Source organism: Chryseobacterium gregarium DSM 19109, from assembly GCF_000430845.1.
Taxonomy (GTDB): Bacteria; Bacteroidota; Bacteroidia; order Flavobacteriales; family Weeksellaceae; genus Chryseobacterium; species Chryseobacterium gregarium.
In genome coordinates this window covers 260,400-286,313 of sequence record NZ_KE387264.1, presented here as the reverse complement: position 1 = coordinate 286,313, position 25,914 = coordinate 260,400, and the positions used below count along the sequence as shown (strand labels likewise).

The following is a 25,914-nucleotide window of genomic DNA, read 5'->3' as shown; positions in this document are numbered from 1 at the left end:
ATAAAACAACATGAAAAAGAGAGTTATACTGCTAAGTTTAGCAGCAGCGATGGCATCAGGATTTACCGTTACCTCATGCTCAAGCGATGATGATTTCGGCGTAACCGCAAAACAAAATGGTGTATTGACGCTGAACATTACCGGAGAGGGCATCACTGCCTATAAAGGTATCAACATCGAGATTACCGAGCTTAATACCGGTGCGGTTATCAGGCAGACACTTGAACCTAACGTAGCTACATTTTCATTTGATGTCCCTTACGGATCTTATAAAATTACAGCTAATGGTGTGGTGATTGCCAACAATGAAGAAGCCAGGGCAGCCGGTGTAGGCCAGACAGACATCACCTCTGCAGTAACCAACCTTACCATTCCTCTGTTTGTAAAAAAATTCCACGAAGATTTTATTATCGAAGAAGTGTTTTTCACAGGAGTAAAAACTTCTGATAATAAGAATTACAACTCCAGCCGCTATTTTAAGATCACCAACAATACAAATAAAGTTCTTTTTGCAGATCAGCTGATCATCGGCCAGTCTGAGTTCCTTACAACAGACGATAAAAGCCCTACTCCATACAACCCCAATATGTCTTTTGCCGTAAAAGGCGTTATGGTATTGCCGGGAACCGGAAACCAATATCCTGTTCAGCCTGGGGACTTTATCGTCATCGCAGACAACGCCATCAACCATAAACAGAATACGAGCACAGCCTATGATCTGCATAATGCAGATTTTGAGTTCCCGTCTACAAACCCGACTTTAGGACAGGTTGATAATCCGAGTGTCCCGAATGCCGAGGTAATTTATACCCAGATGGCATTCAATATGTTTTTTCTTCACAACAGAGGTTTTGAAAGCTATGTAATCGCACGTTTCCCGGCCGGTGAAAATAAAGATTCATTCCTTCAGAAATTCAAGTATGACTACACGTACCAAAACAGCGCCGGTACAGTTACTTCAAAAAGCGCGTACGCAATCCCGAATTCCTGGATTGTTGATGCAGAAAACAATTCTGTACCCACCAAATTCATTCACACCCTGACTTCTGCAAGCATGGATTCCGGATGGGCATCCGTGGGCGCTACAGATAATGACGCAAACCGTTACGGGAAATCAGTAAGGCGTAAAACATCAGGAACAATGTCTAACGGCAAGAACCTGTATATGGATACCAACAATTCCACCAATGATTTCACCAAAGATGCAGTACCGAGTTTAAAAGACGGTATTGACCACAACAAATAACATGATGTTCAATTTAAAAAGTTCTTTACTGCTGATGGTTGCCATTTCCACTTCCTTTTCTGTAAAAGCGCAGGACAGCATTTCATTTTATAAAAAACTGAATAATCAGTACAGTATTGAAAGAAATTTCAGAAGTCAGTTTTACTATAATCCGGCCAATAAACCGGATTATAGTTCTTCCTCATTCTCAGAATTCAGCGTAGACTATCACGATAATCACCGGAAGGTATACCGTGAACAGCTGGGTGCCGGCGACAAAGGGCTTTCCGTAAGCGCATCCTCATTTTTAAAACTCAATACCAACCGCTCTGTGTGGGGGGAAGCCAGCTATCAGAACCTGAAAAAAAGAACATTCCGGTGGAATGAAAACCTGGATTATGAACGTATCGCCCCTTACACCACCGCAGATTCGCTGGGCGGGACACTGAATGTGGAACGTTATTTTTTTGCAGGAGGCCTGTCCCAGAAAATCAACAGATGGACGGTGGGCGGTGACGTAAGCTACCTTGCCCAGCTCGGCTACCGCAGCCGTGACCCCAGACTGAAAAGTACCACGTCTGACCTGTCCGTAAATGCAGGCGTGAACTATAGGGTATTCCGGGAATATGAAGCCGGGGTTTTCGGGACCGTCAATAAATATACCCAAAACAGCTCGCTTAATTTCCAGAGCGTCCTGGGAAAACCTTTTGTGTACCAGATGACAGGTTTGGGCAATTCCAATTACTTTTTCAGCGGCGGGATAAATCCGGCGCAGACTTTTGAGGAATTCGGGTATAAAGGAGGCATCCAGATTTCGAATAAACAGGGAAAAGATTTTTATCTTCGGGCTTCGGCCGGACGTTCAAACAACACCAAAAGCCACAAGGACAAAGGCTCAAATACATCTTTTGAAATTTCAGAACTGGAAAACAAAAATTTTGAACTGGAAGCCGCTAAATTTTTAACGCTGAAAGAAAAGCACAGGATCGGACTTTCTGCAAACTATAAAGCCGTGGTCAGGACAGGTTCAGAATTCGGATATTCCGTCAACACCAATGTTACCGAACAGATATTTAAAAGACAGTCCTACCGCTCAGAAAATTTCATGAGTTCCGTAAAAGCTTTTTACCAGTACAGCCAGGATCATTTTACGGTGAGCGCATCCCCGTTTTTCGGGTATGAAGAGATTAAAGAACGGAATCTTTATCCCAATTCCGGGCAGAAATTTGAATACTCCTACCTCGGCATAACAGCAGATTACCTTCAGTCACTTAACTCAAACCAGGTGATCTCGTTCCGGCCTTATTTTTCAAAACGTACGGTTAACAAATCTATCAATGCTTTAAGCATGACGACGAGTAAGGAAATCAATGAATGGATTCTGCATGATTATCAGTTTCAGGCAAGCGATATTACCACTTTCGGTGCTTCCCTCAGATACGACATCAAACTTGAAAAACTCCCGGCATTCTTTATCTGTGCAGAATACCAGACGCAGAAAATCCAGAAAAAAAACAATAATTTTGCCGGCGCAAGCTTGGGAATTACATTTTAAAATGAAAAAAGGTATTTATTGGGGTTCAGGTTTAATGATCATTTTTCTGTGGAGTTTTACTTCAAAAGTGAGCACAGACCTTTCCAACATTCAGGATCCGTCCATCGAAGATATTGTAAAAAGCTATAAAAAGGCCATTGCAGAGTGGCCGGAACCGAATATTGACAAAGGGGTAAAGTGGCAGGAATTTGCTCCTCTTAAAAATGATTCGGCATATTTTGACGAACAGGAAAAGCCGAATGTCATTTTAGGGAAAATGCTTTTTTTCGATCCTAAATTATCCCAATCCAACCAAATCTCGTGCAGTACCTGCCATGATCCTGAAATGGGCTGGTCAGACAGAAGGCGTGTCGCGCTGGGAAATGACCATCTTCTGGGGAACAGGAATACGATGTCACTCTATAATATCGCGGAAAGAACATCTTTTTTCTGGGACGGAAGGGCTAAAACCCTTGAAGAGCAGGCTTCCGGCCCTTTGGGAGCACACCATGAAATGGCCATGGATGTAAAGACGCTGCCGGCAAAAATCCAGGGCATCGCAGGCTATAGAAAACTTTTCAAAAATGCATACGGCACCGAAAAAGTAACGTATGACAAAATTGTAAAAGCAATTGCCGATTTCCAGAGAACCATTAAAAGCCAGCCGAGCCGTTTCGACAGATTCCTCGAAGGCAAATACAGTTCGCTGTCTGATGAGGAAATTTACGGCATGCATATTTTCCGGACCAAGGCACGCTGCATGAACTGCCATAACGGGCAGTACCTCACCGATGAATCTTTCCATAATATAGGGCTCACTTATTATAAAAGAAAATATGAAGACCTCGGATTGTACAACATTACCCGGAAGCCGGAAGATGTAGGGAAATTCAAAACGCCCCAGCTCAGAGACCTGATGCTTACCCAACCGTGGATGCACAACGGCCTGTTTGACAACCTTGAAGGCGTGGTAAACATTTACAACAGCGGAATGCACCAGCTCGATCCGAATGCAGAAAAAAAATTATCGGATCCGCTTCACCCTTCCGCAGATTCTTTGCTGAAACCCCTGCATCTAAATAAAGATGAGGCTAAGGCTCTGGTTTCTTTTCTTCAGGCACTTTCAGGAACCAAGTACAAGATGAGAAGACCGGAATTTCCTGTGAAATAAAATAATGAAGGTCAAAAAATTACCGTATTCAATGGCTGTTTACCCTGTAGAGAAACTAATTTAAAATCTGATTTAATTTACAATTAAGGAAATACTGGCTTTGGTGGACTGGCGGACAGCAATTTTTACTTCATCAAATGAGGGAGCGGAGAGTTTAGGTCTGTAATTTTTTGAAAAACCAAACCCTTCGGTAGGATAACCGATTATATTGCGGTCGCATTTCCCATTGTTATTCACATCTTGATATACGGCAACAGCATAGTCTCCGGAAGGCAGGTTTTTAAAAGTATAGATGGCCTTATTGCCTGTCGATTTTACTTTGCCGGTGGTAACAGAAGCATCTTCATTCAGAAATCCTTTCTTTTTATCGTAAAGGCCAAGATATACGTGACCTTTACCGGGGATCACGTCCGTCACTTCCACTGTAAAATGGTATTGCGAAAAAAGAGTTGTATTAATGGTAATCAGCAGTATCATGCCTATTATTTTTTGTAACATACATTTTGTTTTTCTAATTTTACTGAAGTATTGTTTTCACCGTTTCACTTTCATTTTTGTTGAAAAAATGATCAGTTTCCGATATATTTCCTTTTAAAAAAGCCTTATAAGGTTCCGATTGCGACAGTAGCCACCGTTTAATCATATTTCTTAGAAGACACGTGAGTTTCTTCTGATACGGTTTAACCTGCTGATCAACCGTTTCGAAATAATCGACTAAATTTTGTCGGCGGAAACGGATGATTTCCTCTAATTTAAAGCCGTCAAGCATGATTCCGCAGTGAAAATTTTTATCGGCAAATGCTTTTTCGGGAAAATCGACCCTGCCTAATCCAAATGCATCAAACATTCTGACAAGAAAAGAATGATATGAAATAATACAGTCTTTACCTCCCCCCAGATTAAAGATTTGATTTTCGAGTTTGTTTTGAAAAGCAACAGCAAGCGTAAAAGCCCGGCCGGTATCTTGTGGTGTACATATTTCCAGTGTTGTATTCAGCGGCATGTGGAACATCAGTTTGGAAATCTTATGGTTGCCCATGATCGCTGCCAGACGAAAAATTGACCAGGACAAATTTGACTGCCGGATTGCCTCTTCACACAACACTTTGGTTTCGCCATACTGATCACCCGGGCTGGGCTTCAGAGGGTCGGTAACTGAAATTTCAGGATCATTGACACGGTCACCATACACCGAAATGCTGGAACTGAACAACAAATAGCACTGCGGGGAATTTTTCTCCAAAGCATCAATCAGATTTTTTGTTCCTTGAACATTGACACGATAAGCCAAGTCGGGATTTACATCCGCAAGCGGCGGAATAATTGCTGCCAAATGTATGACCACATCTTTATTCTGACTTACGCCGTCCAGAGATGAAGCACAGCTGATATCACCATACACAATCTCCACACGACCGCGGAAAGGGGTGAGCTTCTTAACGGATTTTGCAGTTTTCATGTCGAAAACCGTAATTTCATAATTTGGATTCTGTACCAAATGCTGCAAAGTTTCGAAACCAACCGTTCCGGATGCACCGGTGAGAAGAATTCTTTTTTTTGTGTGTATTGTCGTCGTTTCCATTTTTTTTAGATTTAAAAACATGTATTCAATCAGTATTCGTCCGGAATAAACTTTAAATTTGTTGTACCATTTGTTCGTTATCCCGCTCTATGCTTGTTGATGATTGTATGGTAAAACTATTTAATAAGAATGGGACGGACCTCTCAAAATGATAAATTCTGTTCTATAGCGAACAAAAGCGATCGATTTTGTAGCGTAAGAAAAAAAAATTATGATGGATTTAAGAAAAGACCGGAGGGTACAGTACACCAAAAAAGTATTGCGCGAGGCTTTATTTGATTTGCTGAAGGAGAAAGAATTAAGCCAAATTTCTATAACGGAACTGTGTAGATCGGCAGATGTCAACAGAAATTCATTTTACCGGCACTATACGATTCCGATGGATATCCTGCTTGAGCTGGAAGAAGAGGTTTTTGAAAAATTATCGGAGGTACTGCGCAAGAGCCACCGGATGAATGAAGTCATACTGCTCAGCTGCCAGCTGCTGGAAAACGACAAAGAGATGAGCAAAATCGTTTTCACCAAAGCCGATGGAAGCGGAATTCTGGCCCGCATCCTGACCAGTGTCAGAAATCATTTTCCGGTTGAGAATCAAATCGAACTTACTCCGGAAACACAGCCTTTTACAGAAATGGCGTATCAGTTCGGTGAAAAAGGGAGCATCGCTGTCATTAAAAATTGGGTCGAAAATGATTTTTCCCTCCCGGCCGAAAGGATTGCAGAAATAATAAGTTATCTGGTTAATAAACTTAATAAATTGTAGCACTTAAACAAAACATCGTATCCATACCCTGCTTTTCCTTTGAATTTTAATTGTAAAAGCCATAATGGAGAGAAGCAATATCCGAATATATTAAGGTAAGAAATGCTTTGTTGAAACAGCTTTTGACCACTCCTAAAAATACCCTCTTAAAACAGCAACTTTATGATCTCATTCATTACATGGCTGTTGTAAAATATTCTAGGCATTAGAATAAATAACAAGAGCCGCATAGGGTTATATGCAGCTCTAATTTTACTGTCATTAAAAAACAATTATTTTTTAGAGAGAGCCATAAAAAGCAATCTTCTCATAATAATACTTGTTAGGAGTTGCAAATATTGTCGTATAATAATGATCTTTATCAGAGCCGCTATAATACTGATAAACAGGTTTATTGGTAGACGTTGATGAAACAGCCGCATAGAATGCTATTTTTTCATAATGATATTTATTGGGAACAGCAGGTAATGTCGAGTAATAATGATCTTTGTCTGAACCGCTATAAAACTGATAAATGGGCTGTGCGTTAGGAACTTTATAATTATATGCCCTGAAAGCTTCTCCTTCACCAACATAATGAGTAGGAACGGCAGGACTTGTTGATAAATAGTGATCTTTACCGGAACCCGTATAAAATCCGTAAATCGGAACGCTTTTATATTCCAGAACCACTCTGTTATCAATTAAATATTGATCAACATATGCTTTTAACTGGGCTTTTTTAGCAGCATCTTTAACAAACTCATATATTAAAACCAATCCGTTTGTTCCAAAATCCACTAATACTGCATTGCTGATATTGGAACTGTTTTGCCAGTTGGAAATATTAACTTTAGAGTTAGCCTGTTGTAAATCAAGATCTCCTACAAGCCCTTTCGAAGCGTCTCCTCCCCTTGTTCTGTACGATAGCTTTTTACCGTAGTTCATACTGGAAGAAGTGGTGGTAATATCATTATTGATATCAATATCAAAAACATCTTTAATTCCTGCTTTAATTCCTACCCTGGCAGCATTTTCCCTGTTTTCGTTTGTCGTTTCAGACTGAAACATAATGTCCATTTTGGCGCCTGTATAAATATCCATCGCTACATGGGTTCCATAATCCGCGACAATTTGCTGTGGTGTTTTATTCTGCAGATCCTGAGTAAATTCGGGAGTTGCATAATCTGCTAAAAGACTGGTGGTGGCATTGAATCTAAATCGTCTTTGTCTTATGGTCAAATTGTAGCTTCCATAAATATATTTTGCATCAAACTTATAGCTGCTTGTTATAGTACCGTTAACTGCCAGTGAAAGTACTTTTTTAAATAATCCCGAAGCCCCTACTTTTGCAGAAATCATGTTGGAATAGACCTGCGCGTTCTCTCCATATTCTTCTATATAATCCTGAGAAAATGTATTTTCACTGATTAATCTTGGACCCTGTTCAGTTTTAAATTTGTCAACATCAATAACCTGGAATCCTGCCGAATTGGCATTGGCATATTCTCCTGCAGCATTATAGCCATATCCTAAAATATCATATAATCCATCTCCTGCACTTCTGGAAGATGTTGAAGAATGAGATTTTTTAGAATTGATTACTTCATCATTAAGTTCTTCTGTAGAACATGATGATAAAAAAAGCATCAGCATTGAACTAATGCATAATAAAATTTGTTTTTTCATTGGTATTAGATATAAATTTTTGCTAAAAGTACAACTAAATCAATGGATAAAAGAACTATACCGTATGATAATAATCACTAACAGGAGAATTTTAATATGGAAAAATAAAAGTAAATACTTTTATTTACTTGCAACTTTTACCAAAGAAAGAAATTACGTTCCAATGAAACTTTCATATCTGCGTTGAATTTGCAGGATCGTTCTTTTACGGTTGTATTTAATGAAATAACGAAGATTTACAATCAAAAATCAGTTTCCATGCTGAAATTGGCACATTGGTTTAAATAAGCGGAAGAAGCCAGATTTAAATCCTTCAATATCTTAATTGGAACAATCAAATAAATCACAATGGTATTCTCAATTATTTTAATGCATCCGGTATGAATGCCTCAGCAGAATCTTTCAATGCAAAAATAAAAAACTTCAGATGACAACTTCGGGGCAAGAGATCGTTAATTTTCCTATTCGGGATTTCTAAACTTTTTTTAGTCCCCAAATTTAATACTGATCCCTAGAGGTTAAATAAATTATAAATCGGAGGCGCATTATGGCTTCCCGTATCACTGCAATGAGCCATAACTGATACCCGTTCAATTCAGGCCTTTTAAACAAAGTTAATCCGGACGTTTAAACAAAACGGCATGTCAAGATCCCCACTACATTTGTATCAGCAATAACAAATAATAATAAAACAATGGTACAAAACAATGATCAGGGAGCACTACAGCAACCGGCAGGTTCCGGCTTCAACGCAAAATCAACCGCAAGTGATGTGATCAAAGGAATCGATCTGACAGGAAAAACCGCAATTGTAACAGGCGGGAATGCCGGCATCGGCCTGGAGACCACCAAAGTACTTGCAGGAGCGGGTGCCACGGTCGTTGTACCGGCCAGGGATATGGAAAAAGCCATGAAAAATCTGGAAGGGATCAGGAATGTAGAAATTGAGGCCATGGATCTGGCAAAACCCGATACTATTGATGCATTCGCTGAAAAATTCCTTTCTTCAGGACGGCCGTTGCATCTGCTGATCAATAACGCCGGCATTATGTGGGTACCACTGCAGAGAGACAGCCGGGGTATCGAATCCCAACTGGCTACCAATTACCTGGGGCAGTATCATCTGGCTGCAAGATTATGGCCAGCCCTCAAGAAAGCCAACGGTGCAAGAGTGGTTAATGTCTCTTCCTACGGTCACCAGATGGCTCCGTTTAATTTCGATGATCCTAATTTCGGGCACCGGGAATACCAGACCCTTCAGGCATACGGACAGTCAAAAACGGCCAGTAACCTTTTTGCTCTTGAGCTGGATAACCGCGCGAAACCATTCAGCGTAAGGGCCTATTCGCTGCATCCGGGATCAATTGCCGGAACGGAACTGGCCAGAGATGCGGATACGGAACTGTTTAAGCAAATGGGATTCTTTGATGATCATGGAAATATGCGCCCGGAAATCCTTGCCGGATTAAAGACGATCCCCCAGGGCGCTGCCACCACAGTATGGTGTGCCACCAGCCCCCTTCTGAATGATATCGGCGGAGTGTATTGTAAAGATGCGGACATTGCGGAGCTTGACCATGGAAATTTTGGAAATGATAATAGCCTGGGAACGCGTGGCGTACAGCCGTATTCATTAGATGAAGCCAGTGCGAGAAGACTTTGGGATCTCAGCGAAAAAATGACGGGCGTTGCTTTCGAGGTCATTTAGTTTCATTGATGCTCCGTACCCTGTTTATTAAACGGAGCATCTTTAAAACGATCTTCAAATCAACGGTTGAACAGTAAAATAAGTTATTATGAACATCCTTACAAGAAAAAAAGCCTCAGCTACCGGGAACCACAGGTTGGGTGAAGGCAGTAAAAAGGGGCTGGTTTTTATACCCGATATCAGCGGATTTACAGAGCTGGTCCGGAGCACGGACATGGTAACGGGAAAAGCCATTACCTATCAACTGCTCTCTGCCATCATCAGTCAAAACAAACTGGATCTTGAAATTGCAGAAATTGAGGGTGACGCGGTATTGTTCTTCAAATGGCGGGCCATTCCTGATGTTGATGAACTAAAGCAACAGTTTAAGCTGATGAAAAATGCCTTTGATAAAGCGAAAGCAAAGCTGGAAATACAATACTGTTTAACATTAACATTGGAGCTTAAGGCGATAGCCCATTATGGAATGATGACGCGGTTCTGTCTTGGTGGATTTACGAAGCTGTATGGTGAAGTGATCATTGAAGCGCACAGGCTGCTGAAGAATAATGTTCCCGAGCACTCTTATCTTCTGATCACAGATGAACTTTACGCGGCAAGTGTAAGTGCAGCTGCCACAGTCTCAAAAAGCACACATCTGCCAAACAGGATCTGCGAAATCTACCAGGATCTTCGCAACATCTGTTATACCTATACTTCTTTCGGCAGTTCTATCACATGGGTGGTATAAGTATAAGATCGCTTAAGAAAACAATGAGCTTTGATGACATTATAAGTTCGCTATATTGAAGAATTTAATAATTTTAATCACCGGTTTCACTGCCGACGGTTGTGCCGGTCTACACTCACCAATTATTGATAACATTAACAAGTATAAAAAATGGAATACCAGGCCAAATACATCACAGAAGACGTCAAACTTTCCTGTTACGAGGACAAATTTTTCAAATCGGATATCATGTTCGACCACCACATGCTCATCTGGTTTATTTCCGGAGAAACCAAAATTGTTCAGGCCGATGCCACCTATTTTTTCAGGAAAGGGGATATTTTCCTGATCCCCAGAAACCAGCTGGCTACCATCATCAATTATCCGAAAGACGGGCAGCCGCACAAAACCGTGGTCATGCATCTGTCTACAGAAAAGTTAAGAAATTTTTATTCCGGTCTTGATGTAAAACCTAAAGCACCGGAATCACAAAAGATATATACTTTCAGCAACCATCCATTGCTGGAAAGCTGCCTTGCTTCCCTCATCCCCTATTTTGAGATGGCAGAACTTCCTGAAGGTATTGCATCACTGAAAATCACTGAGGCCATCACCATCCTTCGCACTGTTAACAGAGAAATAGACCATGTGCTGGCGAACTTTGAAGAACCCGGGAAAATTGATCTGGCAGATTACATGGAAAAGAATTTTATGTTTAACCTGCCGCTGGAAAAATTCGGGTATCTTACCGGCCGCAGCCTCACCACCTTCAAGCGCGATTTCAGCAAAGCTTTCAATAACACGCCACAGCGATGGCTCACCCAAAAACGCCTGGAACTGGCCCACTACCAGTTTGTGGAAAAGAAAAGAAAGCCCATTGACGTCTGCTATGAGACCGGTTTTGAAAATTTATCCCACTTTTCTTTTGCTTTTAAAAAACAATTCGGATATACACCTACGGAACTGCTAAGCAGGTTGAATGCTTAATTTTAAATATCATTGAATATGCCCTGGAAAGCGGGACAGGTGAACAAACATTCATTCTGTCTGAAAAATTTGAAAAGGCTTTTTGACATATAACATAATTCACTGTTGATCCTGGCTCATATTGCCGATCTTTATCATCGCTTAAAACAAATAAATGAACGAACTTGAAAGTTATATCCATCACCATTTCGGCATTAGTGCTGACGAATGTCAAAAAGTGAGCGGGTTATTTAAACCGGAAGTGGTGGAAAAGGGAAGCTATTTTTTAAAAACAGGAAAGCCCTGCAATAAGCTCAGCTTTATAGAAAGCGGCATCTTAAGGGTTTCTGTAAACCTGCCGGACAGAGAAGTTACCCAGTGGATAGGCACAGCCGGATATTTTATGACCGATCTCCGGGGTTTCATGTTCCGCGAAACGTCACGCTTTGACATCCGGGCACTGACGGAAACGCACTTATTCACCATCGATTATGAAGCCTACCTTACTATGGGAAGACGGGTACCCAAATGGCATGAATTTGAAAAACTGTTCATGGGTAAATGCTTTGTAATGATGGAGAATCGTATTTTAGACCTTATCTCCATGACTGCCGAGGAGCGTTATCAAAAATTCTTCAGTGAAAATCGCGAGCTTTTTAATCAGGTGCCGCTTCAATACCTGGCGTCCATGCTCGGCATGACGCCCGAAACCTTTAGCCGTATACGCAGAAAAACGGTTTCTTGATTTTTGTCAAGCGCAGTGCCGGAGTTTCAGTTGTACCTTTGAGGCAATCAAAAATCATTGTCATGAACCAGGAAAAAACGATGGCTATCGCTATCAAAATTGAAGAGGCAGCTATAACTGCAATTGCTATTTATTTCCTGACGAAATATAATCTCGGATTATCTGTTTGGCTGTGGGTATTGCTGTTTTTTGCGCCTGACCTTTCCATGACAGGTTACCTGGTGAACACCCGCATAGGTGCTCTCACGTATAACTTAGTTCATCATCGGGCGATAGCAATAGCCCTTCTAGCGGCTGGCTTTCTGATGCATGTGGATATCCTTATTTCAATAGGATTACTGCTGGCCGCGCATTCATCTTTTGACCGTATGCTGGGTTACGGATTGAAATTTCCGGATCATTTCAAGCATACCAGTTCAGGCTGGATGGGAAAAAACCTATAAAATTTCTTAAGTCTAAATCAGCCTCTTGTCTGTTATAACTTTGTTTCCTATATTTGCGTAACTGATTACGTAATTAAAAATATATGGAGTTTTATAAAAATGCAGGCATTAAATCAATAGGCAGCAGATTAAGGATGCTGACCAACAGGATTACAGATGATGCGGCCCGGATCTATCAATTATACAATATTGAAATGCAGCCCAAATGGTTTCCTGTTTTCTATTCCCTGTCAGAAGGTGAAGAAAAAACAATTACCGGCATTGCGCAGGAAATTGGCCATTCACACCCTTCAGTCAGTAAGATCATCAGTGAGATGATTAAAGAAGGCCTGATCGAGAAGAAAGACAACAGTGACGGCAGGCGGAGCATGGTGGGACTTTCTGAAAAAGGCATGGGCTATAAGGAAAGGATCCAGGATCAGTATACAGATGTGGAAGAGGCAATTAAAACCCTTAACATGCAGGCGACCAACGATCTGTGGAAGGCCATTGAAGAATGGGAATTTTTGCTTGAACAGAAAACATTGCTGCGCCGGGTCACCGAGCAGAAGAAACAACGGGAAAGCAGCACGGTCCGGATTGCAGACTATCAACCCGGGCATGCCGGTGCTTTCAGACTGCTGAACGAAGAGTGGATCTCTTCTTATTTTAAGATGGAAGAAGCCGACTATCGTTCGTTGGATCATCCGCAGGAATATATTCTGGATCAGGGAGGCCACATTTTAGTAGCCCTTTTAAATGATGAAGTTGTCGGGGTATGTGCTTTGATGAAAATGAATGACGGGGAACATGATTTTGAACTGGCGAAGATGGCGGTTTCTCCTTCCGCACAGGGAAAGAGTATCGGCTGGCTTTTAGGACAGGCGGCATTAAATAAGGCGGCTTCACTCGGTGCCAAAAAAGTTTACCTGGAGAGCAATACGATATTGAAGCCGGCCATCAATCTGTACCACAAGCTGGGATTTCAGAAAATAGCGGGTCATCCAACCCCTTATGAGCGATGCAACATTCAGATGGCTGTAGATATCAGCGAATTTCCCCTAACAATAAATAACGATTAATAGGTACGATAAAAAAATAGCCGTCGTTATTTTAAACAGTTTAGAAGACTGGCAGAAATTGGATGTGACCTCTTTCCTGGCGGGTTCAGTAGCAATAGCTTTTCCGGAAACCCATGGTGCACCACTCGTAAGTGCATCCGGTACTTCTTACCTCCCTTTTATAAAACATACCATACTCATCTATGCCGCTGAATCGGATGAACAATTGAAGCGCTTTTAACCGCGCATCAGAAAAAGGCTTACCGATCGGTATTTATACCAAAGAACTGTTTGCCACTAAAAATGAATAAGGCAATATCAACGAGATCGTAAAACATGCAGATGAGGTATTAAACCTGGCTGGAATGATCATATACGGGGAGAATAAAAAAGTTGATAAAGCGGTTGATAAACTGAAATTCCATTCATAAAACATTGAATTCACCATTACAGTCAGTATTCAAATAAATGTATTCTCCGTTGCTCATTAACATTCCATGCTTTTATACCTCAAAGATAAAACAACATTTAATGTCTTTTGTCCAATAAAGCAAGACAATAGATAGATTTTTTGATTGCGAATCAGGACGGGGAACCGAACTCTGCGTTAAAATCACTTCAGAAATCGTTTTTTTAACTTCAAATTAGAAGTGCCACTTGTTTGATCTATTTCTGAAATCAATTTCCGGCTTTCTTTTGAATCTTACTAGAGAGCGATAAATTCACACTGAAGATTTAATATGAATAATCATATATTCAGAATCACGGTACCACTTTGATAAAATTAATAGCTGACCCTTTTACTTTTTTTATTCTATACCATACCGCCTTTAGCAACGGCAGGTTTTTGCCCTTCTTGTCTTCTTACCCAATAAGGCTGGTCTGTCCAACGCGTCTCCTTTCGGTAGAGGTCTGCACGTTGCTCTCCGTACAAACGGAAGGCAAGCTGGATTTTCTGATCATAATCATTTGCGGCTGCTGAAATGCCCGCCAGCTCATCTTTAGCAGCAAGGCCCGCATCAATGCCGCTGCGCAGCGCAAAAGCAATACCGTGGGATGACAATGGGTCAAACGCACAGGCTGCATCGCCAGCTGCCAGCCAGCCTTCGCCGGCATAAGATTCCAGATGATGGCTCCCTGCTGAAGTATATTGAATAGGCAATATATCGCTGTAACGATTTACCGGTACCCGATGCTTTACAAAGCGCGTCTGCATGCTCTTCCGGCACCAATACAAGGGATCCAGCCAGTCTGCGCGTTCATGCAGGTCAGGATCTGTAAAAAAAATACGCACTACCTTTCCTCCCCCGCCCTCCGAAACATACCACCAGCCATCGGGTACTGCTTCAATAAGACTTTGTTGACTCCTTAAGGGATTAGGGGAGGCCAGCAAGCTGACCACCGCTATCTGATTATCCCCGCGAATACGTTTTATACCAAGTTGCCTGCTCAGCCAGCTGTTCCTGCCACTGGCATCGATTATTACAGCGGCGTTGATGTGCGAATGCCCTTCCGTGTATTTCCAGCATACGCCTTCCCTTACGAGTCCGAAAGCCCGGCTCGTTTCAATGAAGCTGACTCCGGCTGCTACAGCTTTTTGGACCAGCATAGACTGAAAAGCCGTACGATCCGCATACCAGCCCTCTCCGGACGATGACTGGATAAAATCATAGAAGAACAGCCGGTCATCACCCCAGCAAGAGGAATTGCCATAACAGGGAGGGTGCTCTGCAGCTAAAAAGTCATCCCATAGGTCAAGTTCCATAAGAGAGTGCCGGGCGGAAGCAGCGAGGCTTTCTCCCACCCGGACAGCATCCACAGCGGGCCGGTGCACCACCGTTACCGATGCACCGTGCTGCCGTAAAGTGATTGCTGAGGCCAATCCGGCAGGACCGTTGCCTATAATCAGCACATCTGTTATCATCTTCTTTTTCTCTTTTCAGCCCGCTCTACCATCCATAGGTAACCTGAATCCTCCGATGGTAGCCCCTGCTCTGGCGCAGCCTTCAGCATTGCGTCTGCAGTAACCTGCTCTTCTCCTATGGTTCGTCCATTCTCTACCCACATCTTATCGGGGAAGTTGGCATCACCCGTACCTTCTTTCTGGATCAAAATACCTACATCGGGCCATTGGGTGATAAAATCATTAATGCCTTTGGTATAAGGGCTTACCTTTACCGATGGATAACCATACTCATATACCACACCGCGCAGCCACTTCACCCGGTTGCCAAAGGCAGAATTCTTCTCTTCCAGGCTGCTGCTGCCACTTATCATTACTTCATAATCCGCTTCCGTAAGCACATCGTTCGGCACCCTAACCGGCCAGAAAGTCGGTACATACTGACCCATAATTTCTACATAGCCGCTTAAACAGCTGGAAGTATCGGTTTGCCAGGGCACGGCCATCCATTTGGTAATATCGCCGGCCGCGGAGCCATCCAAAGGGCCTCCCGGTGCCAGCGCAATTTTGGAATTGAGCACGGGTCCGAAAGTAAGCGGATCATCCAACCTGCGTTTGATCCGAAACGGTGCCGAATACAGGATAGGTTGCCGCATGGGCCAGGTATATTCGCATCCCGGGTGAAAAGGCCCGCCAATGGTTTCATCAAGCGTGGTGCGGTCCAGCTGGCTGGCCTGTTCGGCAGGAGAAAGGTCATCATAATCAACCGTTCCAGACTTTTCGCCCAAAGTAAAGTTGCCGTTGGCCCACTGCTGAAGATAGTCATACTGAAAAGGCATCACCGCCATGAAATTACGCGGATCGGTATCGCTGCTTTTGAAACTCTGCAGTCCATCGCCGTAAACCGGCGGGAAAAGCTCTGCCTGCATGGTTGCGTAATCAGGATTACGGAATTGGCGGAAAATGGCCTGCCGCAGCTCAAAGTACTGATCGGATGCATCAGAAAGCTTCGCCACCATTTCGGGAGTGGAAAGATTCCCCGGGCTGCCCCAGCCATACTGCTTAAAAATACCTGCATTCACCCACCCGTTGAGCGGCATGCGTTGCAGCATCGGATAGATGTGCGCCCAGAACTCCGGCGTTTCCGGTAACACCGACTGTCCCATTTCGCTGGCCGTTTGTGCCAGCAGGTCGTAACCGGTTACAAATGCCTGTATCCCTGGTGAATAATCTGGCGGAGCAGTGAGCACCCATGCGCCGGTCGCCTCGAACACTTCTCCTGTATTCAATTTAATTTTTGCATCAACCGGACCGTCAGAGGTATCATCATGCCAGGTATTGTTATTGGCAAAAGTAGTGGCCATCTTCCCATCGTATGATGCAGATACGCCACGGCCACCCAGGAAAAGCAAGCTGCCATTCTGGTCTGTACGCAGTTCGCCCAGGTAAACCGGCGTATCCGTACCATGCGGAGAATAAAATGTGCCTTTATCGAAAGCGAATTCGGGATCATTGCCACCAGAATTGGTATTGATGCCGGAAATCGTTACTGCACCGCCATCAATCACCAGCCTCGGGCGATGCGAATCGGCGACGTTAACATTGCGTAACTTGCTTTCTACCGGCGGATATTTCGGATAAACACCGGTGGCCTGGGGAATATCCAGTGCAAGATCGAAATCGTACCAGGCGGCTTTTTTGTTGGCCACGTGTACGGTCCAGGTGATATCGCCATCTTCCGCAGTAAGTTCCCGGATGATATGGCCTTGCTCATCGGCACCGAAAAGCCGGAAACGGGCCGCCTGCCTTTTAATACGCCCTTGGCTATCCCTGAAATTTCCGGGATCGGTTATGGGTTCGTTAATGAGATCAGGCAGGAGAAAATATTCATCCGGACTATTGCCTACCCGGGCAACACCGATGGCCGGGTGAATGATTACTTGTTTAATGTCAGACATGTTGTATAGGTTTTTGATTGTAAATGGATTTTATCGTGTATTATAGAAGATCAATCGATCTGGTGGTTAGCAGAGGATAAACCATCGCCCTGAAAGCGTTGGTGTGCCTGAATTTTGTGATGGTTACCAGAAAAATGCATGTTGTACCGAGTTTATCAGGGGGGATTTATTCCATCAGATGATCGTTTTGCGGCTGCTGAGCAAATTGTCAGGGTCATTGCAATACGTTTCTTTTATTTCTTTAAGCTGGTCATAACTTTCCTGAAAATAAACACGGGTTGGAATGCTGCTGTCTTTGAAACTGATGAAGGCTCCGTAAGTAGCAGGGATCTCATAATCCCGGCAGGCCTCCAGCCAATCCAAAGCCCGGTTTACATAAGGTTGCACTTTCGGGTTTTCACGACCGTCATTGTTCCACCAGGCTTGATATTGCACCGTGTAAAAGCATTTTTTATAGGCAAAAGAACTTCCCTCCGGAAATTGGTTCGCATTAAATTCATAATCCCGGTAATATGCCCCGGTGATAGCACCCAATGTAAAATACGTATTCATTCCCTGATAAGTTCCTTCAGTATCCAGGAGATTGGATTCCAGGCTTTCAATCAGTTTTTTTCTCCGCTCCGAAGCAATATTTTCATCAGCCGTAACCATGGCAAACCTCGATGTTATTTTATGAGGGGCCGGTTTGTCTAATTCGGGCGGAATGGCCTGGAAATGGGGAGGTAAGGCAGCAGTATCATATACACTTTCGAGTAATGGGTTTTTATCCTGATCGGTATCCCATCTTACCACCCGGTCCCAGGCTGAAAAGGTACTCCACTGGCGCCTGTCGTTATCCGGTACAGCAGTCAGCTTGCCGGATGGGCTGGTAACGTTATTGGATAATACGGCCTCGATGGTATCTTCAAAATTGATACTGTACGTTCCGAACTGATACTTTGGAAACCACTTTTCCCGGATAATTTTTTCGAGGTTGTCTTCAAAATCCTTTTGGTTGTTAAAGTGTGCTTTGCTGCCCTTATAATATCCGTAGAAGTAACAGTCATGCAGAGTTTGCTCCACCGGAGTCGTATCCTGTTCAGATTTGAATTTGCCAACTATTTTTAAATTCGTACCCAGCAAATCTTTATTTTCTTTATAGCCTATAAGCGCTTCCCAGCGTTTGAGTATATCAACGGCAGGGGCAAAATTCCATCCAAACTTTTGCTCAAAGGAAACCGAAAATTTCGTGGTAAAATCAGGTAAGGTAAATGTTTTGTAAATGAGTGCTGTGATGATGCCGTAACTCATCCCGCCGCCGCCACGCAATGCCCATAAAAGTTTACGGTCTTCGTTGTTAAGATCAGGCACGGTTTTGCCTTCATACTCCGGTACAAGCTTGTTGTCTATAATCGTCCGGTACGAACCATCACCCAATACGATGGTAACACCGGCAAGGCTTTCACAGCCCATCCCTTTGTCACGGGTCCAGGGGCCCCATCCCCCGCCAAACGTAAATCCTGCAATGCGTACGGAATAGCACGTACCATGCGGCAATCCCACTTTCCTGGCATTCATCTGTTTAATCAGGTCAATGAACATTATGCCGGGCTGGATGGTTGCATAATTGAGATCGGCGTCAATATCGACCGTTGTCATTTTTGAAAGGTCTATTACCAGGGCATCAGTTGCCGAGCATTCCCCTTCATGATCATGACCGCCGGACCGGATTCTCAGGAGCCCGGTGTAATTGTACTGTCTGATGCATTTAATGATTTCCGAGACCTGTTCCGTGTTGGTGCAGAATACAATGGCCGTCGGCCGGAATTGGAAGTAGGTATTAAATATTTGTCTTTCGTCGTTGTACTCTTTATTTGTTAAAGGTGAATCAAATAATATCTCCGGCATATTGTCCTTTGGAAGATATTCCTTTAAGATCCCGATGATATTGAGCAGCGTTGCTTTCATGAAATGTTGGTTTAACGGTTATTAGTTTTAATAGTCTACGACAGTAGCATACTTATAAAAAATATACATTTTAAATTATACATTAACTAAATATTATAATGAATTACATCATTAACGTATGCCATATTTAAATGGTTTTTAATTAAATCAAATCTAGGAGAATTAATAAACAGTTCATTAAGTATTTTTACGGATTTTTATGTGAAACCAACAATCCCTGTATACAAATTTTATGACCATATCATTGGGTTCGAATTCGATATTCGAGCCCTACTTCACAAAAATAATTTCCATTTCAGAAATGCCTTTGATAGCACTGTTGCAAATTTTATATATTAATACAATTCGTAAATTTGGGTGTTAGTGGATCTCAGTCACCGGCAATGAATAATTAATGACTAGAAAATGGATCAATGAAAAATGATTATTAGAAAGGTTAAAAAACGAAAACAATACTATAAAGGATGGTCTGATCGGATTGATTAATATCAAGAGATAGTTGATGATGCCGGATCCTTCTATTGTGTAATTGCATTTTTAAATTCACACTATTTTCAACATATTTTTAAATTTATCTCAATCATAACCCATGGGATATCCGTAAAATCCGGCATGGCCACCATGAGCTGTAAAAATATTTTTTGGGAATCATTTTACACAAATTCGGTTATGAGAACCCCTATTCCCTATTCCTGGCTCCTGATCCGCTTCAAAACGGTAATAAATTTGTGATGAAAATCATGGATGTTTGGGAATTTAAGCGTGAAAACCGGACTCCTTAAAGAGCGTGCCTCTAAAAAATCGATGACAGAATGGAGCGTCAGCGTGGACAGGAAATGAAAAAAATTAGTTTCACGTTTGCCCAGGCAGACGCCTTATGATTCTGCCAAGGTAATCCTCATCACCGGATGCTGTAAAGCCATTGTATTGCTGCCTATCCTGTTAAATCCTCTCATCCCTCATAAGGAATCCAAAAGGGCTGAAATCCGGCGCAACTGAGCGTTTAAGAGCCTGACAGCCTTTCTCAAATGACCGGCATCCCTGAATCCGGGGCCGCACAAAAAATCCCCATCCTTGCGGATGGAGATCAAACTAAATCAGGATCTGTATTAAATCAGGTTCAGGGCACCGAAGTACGCGCTGTGGGAAGCCGGTGCCTGTACGACACTGCTGAAGTACACCTTGGCCAGCCCCGGATTTTCCTGCCGGCATCCTCATCCGGCAGCGTACGGTCTGCCGTTAAGCCTGTCCCTGCCACGCCGGACTGATGATGTATCCTTGTCTGTGGGGCCACTGTGATGTTCTTCACCTGCCGGGAAAATCCGGTCGTCCGTCTGGACTTCACCTGCCGGAGCAGCGGCTTCCCCACAGCCCGGCGGCGCCTGGCCCTGCTCCGGATGAGGTCCTGCCCAGGCCGTTTGGTACCTGCTGCCGTTCCTGCTTTTGCTGTGATCTGCCGGGATCGCTTTTGTGATTGGTGCCATGGGGTTGCTTTTTTGGGGTTTAACGGAACAAAGGTATCACCGGTTTTTGAATTGGCCATGGCCTGAGCATGTTTTGGCAGCTTGTGTCCGGTTTTGGCAGGTTTTGGCAGCCTATGACCGGTACTAACCTGCATTTCTTCGGGTCCGCTTCGGGTCTTCTTCGGATCGGCTTCGGAAAACAGGGGGTTTTTCCGAAGAACTCCCGAAGAATAGTCGAAGAAGGGTCGAAGAATGTCCGGAAAATAGGGCCTTTCCGGCAGGTTATTCCTGCCGGGAAATATCAATTTTACCTTTTGAATAATTGATAAATTTTAGTACATTTATTTGAATATTTTGCAAATGAATAATTTCCTATTATAAGTGTCGTTTTACCTTGATGAAAGAACAAAAGATTTCTCCATGGTCACCAGATTTTTGGGAAAAGATTTTTTATTTTTATTTGTTCTTTTACCTTGATGTAAAAGAACCAAAAGATCAAGACTTAAAACTTTGCCTCAGTATTTTATATTTTATTTCTGAATCGGCGAATCTCTTCGAGATTTCTTGACGCTACAAATTGAGCCAACGCTGAAAAGTTTAAAACTTGACTCCCGTTGGTCGTCGAACCGCTCCGTTAGATTTGCGCGGATTCACTGTAGGTCTGTTGATCAATATTACCGCCGCGCTTCGGACATAAAACTTTTTTCTGTGGCCTACCCTTTTCAATTTGCTTAACGCTAAAAGTTTAAGGTCATAGTGTGGTTAACAGTTAGAATGGTCAGTTTCATAAAGGAATACTCTCATATTGTTTATAGGTTTTATTAAACTTATTAAACCATGCTTTTTCCCATAGTCACCAGAATTTTGGAAAAGTTTTTATTTGTTCTTTTGCCTTGATGCAAAAGAACCAAAAGATCAAGACTGGGATTCTTCCGCTAAAAATGAACCCTATTCGCTAAAAATTCTAAAACTTGTGCGATATGATCTATTGGGTGATTATAGTATTGTTGGACTCGCACTTCGGACAGTAGAATTTTTTTAACGTTCACAGGCTCCATTTTCTTCACGCTCCAGACTCCTAGGTCGTTTTTTACTCGCAGTCGGTGTTGTTATTCTGTATGAATCATTTTATGAAGGCATTTTTCGTTGTTCTGGGTTTTCATTAAACTTTTTTAACCATGCTTTTCCCCTTTGTCAATGAACTTTTGGGAAAGTTTTTTTATTTGTTCTTTTGCCTTGATGCAAAAGAACCAAAAGATCAAGACTTAAAACTTTCTTGACGCTACAAATTGAGCCAACGCTGAAAAGTTTAAAACTTGCGCGGATGGTCTGTTTGTTTTCATTTCAATCTTGTAGCCGCGCTTCGGACATAAAACTTTTTTCTGTGGCCTACCCTTTTCAATTTGCTTAACGCTAAAAGTTTTTAGGTCGTTTTTACTTCCGGTCGGTGTTGTTATTCTGTATGAATCATTTTATGAAGGTATTTTTCATTGTTCTGGGTTTCATTAAACTTTTTTTAAACTATGCGATTTTCCCGGTGGTCGCTGAACTCTAGGGAAGGGCTTTTTATGTTTATGTTTATTCGTTCATTTTGTCTTGATACAAAACGAACCAAAAGATCAAGACTTAAAACTTTTTACGCTACAAATTGAGCCAACGCTGAAAAGTTTAAACTTGCGCGGATGGTCTGTTTGTTTTCATTTCAATCTTGTAGCCGCGCTTCGGACATAAAACTTTTTTCTGTGGCCTATCCTTTTCAATTTTCTTAACGCTAAAAGTTTTTAGGTCGTTTTTTACTCGCAGTCGGTGTTGTTATTGTGTATGAATCATTTTATGAAGGCCTTTTTCATTGTTCTGGGTTTTCATTAAACTTTCTTTAAATTATGCGATTTTCCCGTGGTCACCAAACTTTTGAGAAAAGGCTTTTATCTTATGAACGCCTTTACAAAAACAAAATGCAGGAATCTAAAATTGTTGAAAACCCTTTTTTAGCAGGGTCAATCAAGATTCTGACACTGAGATAAAAATCATTAGATGCTTATCTAATAGTTTGCATTACATCTATTTTCGCTATTTCCCTCAGACCCTTTAAACAAACTTAAAACCCTGATGGATAATTTGAAATCCTGTATTTCCAATACCCATAAACATCTATTTCAGGTTCTTTTAACAAGACAACGGCTTGCCAATATGACAAGGTTAGGAATTGAAACGGTTGTTCGCACCGTTAAAAGATAGGAAACGGACAACACCTTAAAAAGCATAAACGGCAAAATATTATATTGATATAGGATGATTACAAAATTTGAAATCCCGTATCTTAAAATGGCTTTACATTCCTGTTGTTTTATACTTCGAAATATTCAGTAAATTGTGGATGAAAGCGAATGGCATATCTTTAAGCTTTCTGAAAACAAAAGAAATGTTCTTAACGATGATAAACAGCTTACCTGATCATATACAAAGTCTGAATAAAGTTAAGCCGGCAGGAAAAAGATATGGTCGCTGAATCGTTTAAATCCAGGACGTACAAACAAGGGACATCTTCTTATTGGATCTGCAAAGCGGTATTTGCTGTGGAATTATAAAAAAAGTACAGGTGAAAACGTATAAATTTGAAGTGTTTACAACAGTCATAGAAAAAAACATAAAGGAAGGAATTTTTCAACCAGGGCATAAATTGCCTTCTGTTCGTGAAATCAAGGACAAGTATCAGGTAAGTATCAGTACCATACAGAACGGATATGAATATCTTATCCTCAGCGGACTGGTGGAAAGCATACCGAAATCAGGGTATTACGTTAGCAACAGGCTTGAATTAACGGCACCACAGGTAAAAACTAAATACCGGCCCGTAGTGAGAGATGCCGTTTTCAAGCACCACCTTAGCCTTACCACCTCATCAAGGGCGGGAAGGAAAGTTTCCGAATTTAATGTAGCAGCTCCTGATGATCTTTTAATCCCACAAAAACTATTGTTGCGTACCATGCAACAGGTAATCCGGGAACAAGGTACTGAACTGCTGCGATATTACCCTTCTGACGGCTCAGTGGAACTGAAAAACAATATTATTCAAAGGGCTGCCGCTTACGAGACCATTATAAATCCCGATGAACTCATCATTACAGATGGAGCGTTGCAGGCATTATATATATCATTAGCGGCAGTATGTAATGCGGGAGATATAGTAGCCGTTGAAAGCCCATGCGTATTTTCCGTACTTGAAGTGATACGGGTACTAAAGCTCAAAGTCATTGAAATCCCTGTTGACTCAGGCATAGGATTCGATATTGATTTTTTTAAAAAAGCCTGTCATTACAATGACGTAAAAGCAGCCGTTTTAACGCCTAATTTTCATAACCCGACAGGCTTAATGCTATCAGACCAACAAAAAATGGCACTGCTATCCATTGCCCACCAGTATAATGTTGCACTTATCGAAAACGATATTTACGGTGATTTGAATTTTCATGGACAAAGGCCCACTACTATTAAAAAATTTGATGATAGCGGGCTGGTACTGTCGTACTCATCTTATGCAAAAACCTTGGCTCCCGGTATTCGTCTGGGTTGGTTAAGTGCCGGCAAATTCATGCATCGGGCAGAACAGATCAAATTTGCTTTGGGGAGTACCGTCTCTCCAATCTATCAGGAGACCGTCAGCCGGTTACTGTCATGCAGGAGCTATGAGAAGCATATTCGTGCATTCAGAATGCAACTGGCAAAAAATGCTTATTTCGCCATCAACCTGATATCTGCTCATTTCCCGGAAAAAACCGCTCTTACCACACCATCAGGCGGTTACAATATTTGGGTAAAGATGCCTGACGACACCAAAATGGTTGATTTTTATGATCAATGCAATAAGGCCGGAATACGGTTTACGCCAGGCTCTACCTTCTCCTTTTCAGGGGCTTTCGATAAATATTTCAGAGTGGTAATTGCCAATAAATTTTCTCCGGAAAGGATCGAAGCTTTTAAGCTCGCAGGACAAGGGTCATCATAAAACAGTTACATCATGCGCTTTACTATGAGTCCCAGGCAGTTTTAAATCTGTCTGTCTCCGTTGCATCGCGTTGAAGAAAACTGTACTGGTTATTTATACGAAATCTGTATCGTGTATTATTCTGAAAATGCCCTTACATTTGCCGGTATATACAACATTAAGAGATGGATATAACTGTAAAATTTACCATAGCAACAGAACAGGGAACTGATACTTTAATGATGCTGACAGAGCAAATCGCCTTAGAGAAATTCTCACAACTTGTTGATGCCAAAATATTGGCTGGTTACATAGAAGAAAATTTTTCTGAAAAGGTCCTGATATCAGAACTCAACAGCCTGTCTAACCAATGGCTGGTTGTTTATGTGGATGAAAAACCTGCCGGATATGCCAGAATCACCTCCAAAGGCAAAATGCCGGAAAGCTTATATCAAAAGCGAAGCATACGGATAGCAGATTTTGGGATCCGAAGCCGGTATTCATCAGATCCTGCTATTAGAAAATCATTAATTGATAAATGCCTGGAGGTCTGTAAATCCCACGATGCCATCTGGATCAATGAATATTCCGACAGCCCTTTGTTGCCTTTTTTTGAATCTGAAGGGTTTTTAAGAGATAAAATAATTTATGGGTATGATGACCTGCCTCTGCGGTCCGTCGTGCTGATCAAAAACCAGGAATAAACAGTTGGTGTATCAATGGCCATGATTTTGCCACAGAAATTATGAGTACTTTTGAAAATTTCAGCAATTGCCATCATAAAATAAATCCTGCAAATCAATGATTTGCAGGATTTATTTATTTTTAAGTGCTTTTTAAAAAACTTTCGTTTTCGCATTTTGCGGAGAGAGAGGGTTTTTGTAAATTCTTCTCGTCCTTTTATTGATAAGCATTTCGCTGTAGCATCTTGTGAAAGGCCTTAAATAGGGCATTTGCAAAAAAGTGGTAAAATCCTAATTTAAATTTTACGTAGTAAAGGTAAAAATTTCTGCTCAAATTTGCAAGTAAAAAGTCCAAAATTTGAACATGTTTTTTAGAGTTCAAATCGAGAATTTAGTTATTCTCTTTGCGCTTGAAATTTCT

General features: G+C 41.9%; 20 protein-coding genes. 13 read left to right on the top strand and 7 right to left on the bottom strand.

Annotated elements, in window-relative coordinates:
• The first annotated feature begins 10 nt into the window (after positions 1–10).
• From H561_RS0121555 to H561_RS0121545, 3 genes are read left to right on the top strand one after another with little or no spacing between them, the layout of a single operon-like run.
• A complete protein-coding gene (locus H561_RS0121555; protein ID WP_027388822.1) occupies positions 11–1,246 on the top strand; it encodes a DUF4876 domain-containing protein in 1,236 nt (411 codons plus the stop codon).
• Position 1,247: 1 nt separating this feature from the next.
• A complete protein-coding gene (locus H561_RS23535; RefSeq protein WP_051349494.1) occupies positions 1,248–2,780 on the top strand; it encodes a DUF6850 family outer membrane beta-barrel protein in 1,533 nt (510 codons plus the stop codon).
• A 1-nt stretch (position 2,781) separates the two neighbouring features.
• Positions 2,782–3,930 (top strand): cytochrome-c peroxidase, encoded by a 1,149-nt coding sequence (locus H561_RS0121545; protein WP_027388820.1) that lies wholly within the window; start codon positions 2,782–2,784, stop codon positions 3,928–3,930.
• A 72-nt stretch (positions 3,931–4,002) separates the two neighbouring features.
• On the opposite strand, the gene H561_RS23130 is transcribed toward H561_RS0121545, so the two are convergent.
• Together H561_RS23130 and H561_RS23125 are read right to left on the bottom strand one after the other, a co-directional pair.
• Positions 4,003–4,428 (bottom strand): DUF2141 domain-containing protein, encoded by a 426-nt coding sequence (locus H561_RS23130; RefSeq protein WP_228372327.1) that lies wholly within the window; start codon positions 4,426–4,428, stop codon positions 4,003–4,005.
• Positions 4,429–4,447: 19 nt separating this feature from the next.
• The gene (locus tag H561_RS23125; protein WP_034763126.1) at positions 4,448–5,512 is read right to left on the bottom strand and encodes an NAD-dependent epimerase/dehydratase family protein; all 1,065 of its coding nucleotides are present in this window, start codon (positions 5,510–5,512) and stop codon (positions 4,448–4,450) included.
• Positions 5,513–5,723: 211 nt separating this feature from the next.
• On the opposite strand from H561_RS23125, the gene H561_RS0121530 reads away from it, so the two are divergent.
• On the top strand, positions 5,724–6,275 hold the full coding sequence (locus H561_RS0121530; RefSeq protein WP_027388819.1) for a TetR/AcrR family transcriptional regulator: 552 nt from the start codon (positions 5,724–5,726) through the stop codon (positions 6,273–6,275).
• A 279-nt stretch (positions 6,276–6,554) separates the two neighbouring features.
• Here H561_RS0121530 and H561_RS0121525 read toward each other — a convergent pair whose 3' ends face one another.
• Positions 6,555–7,943, bottom strand: a complete 1,389-nt coding sequence (locus H561_RS0121525) for an MAC/perforin domain-containing protein (protein ID WP_081411717.1) — start codon at positions 7,941–7,943, stop codon at positions 6,555–6,557.
• Between the two features lie 694 nt (positions 7,944–8,637).
• On the opposite strand from H561_RS0121525, the gene H561_RS0121520 reads away from it, so the two are divergent.
• The 7 genes from H561_RS0121520 to H561_RS24550 all read left to right on the top strand — a co-directional run bounded on the left by H561_RS0121520 (position 8,638) and on the right by H561_RS24550 (position 13,795).
• Positions 8,638–9,651, top strand: coding sequence for an SDR family NAD(P)-dependent oxidoreductase (locus tag H561_RS0121520; protein WP_027388817.1), 1,014 nt, complete (start codon positions 8,638–8,640; stop codon positions 9,649–9,651).
• Positions 9,652–9,739: 88 nt separating this feature from the next.
• Positions 9,740–10,381, top strand: coding sequence for a DUF2652 domain-containing protein (locus H561_RS23120; RefSeq protein ID WP_051349492.1), 642 nt, complete (start codon positions 9,740–9,742; stop codon positions 10,379–10,381).
• Between the two features lie 150 nt (positions 10,382–10,531).
• Positions 10,532–11,347 carry an AraC family transcriptional regulator gene (locus H561_RS0121510; RefSeq protein WP_027388816.1) on the top strand — a complete coding sequence of 272 codons (816 nt, stop codon included), beginning with the start codon at positions 10,532–10,534 and terminating at the stop codon, positions 11,345–11,347.
• A gap of 154 nt (positions 11,348–11,501) precedes the next feature.
• On the top strand, positions 11,502–12,071 hold the full coding sequence (locus tag H561_RS0121505) for a Crp/Fnr family transcriptional regulator (protein WP_027388815.1): 570 nt from the start codon (positions 11,502–11,504) through the stop codon (positions 12,069–12,071).
• 62 nt (positions 12,072–12,133) lie between these two features.
• Positions 12,134–12,514, top strand: coding sequence for a DUF4260 domain-containing protein (locus H561_RS0121500; RefSeq protein ID WP_051349491.1), 381 nt, complete (start codon positions 12,134–12,136; stop codon positions 12,512–12,514).
• A gap of 83 nt (positions 12,515–12,597) precedes the next feature.
• Positions 12,598–13,575, top strand: a complete 978-nt coding sequence (locus H561_RS0121495; protein WP_027388813.1) for a bifunctional helix-turn-helix transcriptional regulator/GNAT family N-acetyltransferase — start codon at positions 12,598–12,600, stop codon at positions 13,573–13,575.
• Positions 13,565–13,795, top strand: a complete 231-nt coding sequence (locus H561_RS24550; protein WP_081411715.1) for a DUF2000 family protein — start codon at positions 13,565–13,567, stop codon at positions 13,793–13,795. Before H561_RS0121495 ends, H561_RS24550 begins: the two co-directional genes overlap by 11 nt.
• Positions 13,796–14,368: 573 nt before the next feature.
• On the opposite strand, the gene H561_RS0121490 is transcribed toward H561_RS24550, so the two are convergent.
• The 4 genes from H561_RS0121490 to H561_RS0121470 form a co-directional block, all read right to left on the bottom strand.
• Positions 14,369–15,478 (bottom strand): NAD(P)/FAD-dependent oxidoreductase, encoded by a 1,110-nt coding sequence (locus H561_RS0121490; protein ID WP_027388812.1) that lies wholly within the window; start codon positions 15,476–15,478, stop codon positions 14,369–14,371.
• Positions 15,475–17,415, bottom strand: coding sequence for a LodA/GoxA family CTQ-dependent oxidase (locus tag H561_RS0121485; protein WP_027388811.1), 1,941 nt, complete (start codon positions 17,413–17,415; stop codon positions 15,475–15,477). The genes H561_RS0121490 and H561_RS0121485 overlap by 4 nt, the downstream gene beginning before the upstream one ends.
• Positions 17,416–17,589: 174 nt before the next feature.
• Positions 17,590–19,362, bottom strand: a complete 1,773-nt coding sequence (locus tag H561_RS0121480; RefSeq protein WP_027388810.1) for an FAD-binding oxidoreductase — start codon at positions 19,360–19,362, stop codon at positions 17,590–17,592.
• Positions 19,363–20,482: 1,120 nt separating this feature from the next.
• Positions 20,483–21,130 carry a hypothetical protein gene (locus H561_RS0121470; RefSeq protein WP_027388809.1) on the bottom strand — a complete coding sequence of 216 codons (648 nt, stop codon included), beginning with the start codon at positions 21,128–21,130 and terminating at the stop codon, positions 20,483–20,485.
• Between the two features lie 2,294 nt (positions 21,131–23,424).
• On the opposite strand from H561_RS0121470, the gene H561_RS0121440 reads away from it, so the two are divergent.
• Together H561_RS0121440 and H561_RS0121435 are read left to right on the top strand one after the other, a co-directional pair.
• Positions 23,425–24,831 (top strand): aminotransferase-like domain-containing protein, encoded by a 1,407-nt coding sequence (locus tag H561_RS0121440; RefSeq protein ID WP_027388808.1) that lies wholly within the window; start codon positions 23,425–23,427, stop codon positions 24,829–24,831.
• Positions 24,832–24,995: 164 nt separating this feature from the next.
• Entirely contained in the window at positions 24,996–25,514 is a 519-nt protein-coding gene (locus H561_RS0121435) for a hypothetical protein (RefSeq protein ID WP_027388807.1), read from the top strand.
• Positions 25,515–25,914 lie beyond the last annotated feature (400 nt).

Excerpts from the sequence above, each read along its gene's own strand:
- H561_RS0121480 (WP_027388810.1), bottom strand. The coding sequence starts at position 19,362 with ATGAAAGCAACGCTGCTCAATATCATCGGGATCTTAAAGGAATATCTT.
- H561_RS0121555 (WP_027388822.1), top strand. The coding sequence starts at position 11 with ATGAAAAAGAGAGTTATACTGCTAAGTTTAGCAGCAGCGATGGCATCA.
- H561_RS23120 (WP_051349492.1), top strand. The coding sequence starts at position 9,740 with ATGAACATCCTTACAAGAAAAAAAGCCTCAGCTACCGGGAACCACAGG.
- H561_RS0121485 (WP_027388811.1), bottom strand. The coding sequence starts at position 17,415 with ATGTCTGACATTAAACAAGTAATCATTCACCCGGCCATCGGTGTTGCC.
- H561_RS0121500 (WP_051349491.1), top strand. The coding sequence starts at position 12,134 with ATGAACCAGGAAAAAACGATGGCTATCGCTATCAAAATTGAAGAGGCA.
- H561_RS23130 (WP_228372327.1), bottom strand. The coding sequence starts at position 4,428 with ATGTTACAAAAAATAATAGGCATGATACTGCTGATTACCATTAATACA.
- H561_RS0121525 (WP_081411717.1), bottom strand. The coding sequence starts at position 7,943 with ATGAAAAAACAAATTTTATTATGCATTAGTTCAATGCTGATGCTTTTT.
- H561_RS0121495 (WP_027388813.1), top strand. The coding sequence starts at position 12,598 with ATGGAGTTTTATAAAAATGCAGGCATTAAATCAATAGGCAGCAGATTA.
- H561_RS23125 (WP_034763126.1), bottom strand. The coding sequence starts at position 5,512 with ATGGAAACGACGACAATACACACAAAAAAAAGAATTCTTCTCACCGGT.
- H561_RS23535 (WP_051349494.1), top strand. The coding sequence starts at position 1,248 with ATGATGTTCAATTTAAAAAGTTCTTTACTGCTGATGGTTGCCATTTCC.
- H561_RS0121520 (WP_027388817.1), top strand. The coding sequence starts at position 8,638 with ATGGTACAAAACAATGATCAGGGAGCACTACAGCAACCGGCAGGTTCC.
- H561_RS0121530 (WP_027388819.1), top strand. The coding sequence starts at position 5,724 with ATGATGGATTTAAGAAAAGACCGGAGGGTACAGTACACCAAAAAAGTA.
- H561_RS0121545 (WP_027388820.1), top strand. The coding sequence starts at position 2,782 with ATGAAAAAAGGTATTTATTGGGGTTCAGGTTTAATGATCATTTTTCTG.
- H561_RS0121435 (WP_027388807.1), top strand. The coding sequence starts at position 24,996 with ATGGATATAACTGTAAAATTTACCATAGCAACAGAACAGGGAACTGAT.
- H561_RS0121505 (WP_027388815.1), top strand. The coding sequence starts at position 11,502 with ATGAACGAACTTGAAAGTTATATCCATCACCATTTCGGCATTAGTGCT.
- H561_RS0121490 (WP_027388812.1), bottom strand. The coding sequence starts at position 15,478 with ATGATAACAGATGTGCTGATTATAGGCAACGGTCCTGCCGGATTGGCC.
- H561_RS0121510 (WP_027388816.1), top strand. The coding sequence starts at position 10,532 with ATGGAATACCAGGCCAAATACATCACAGAAGACGTCAAACTTTCCTGT.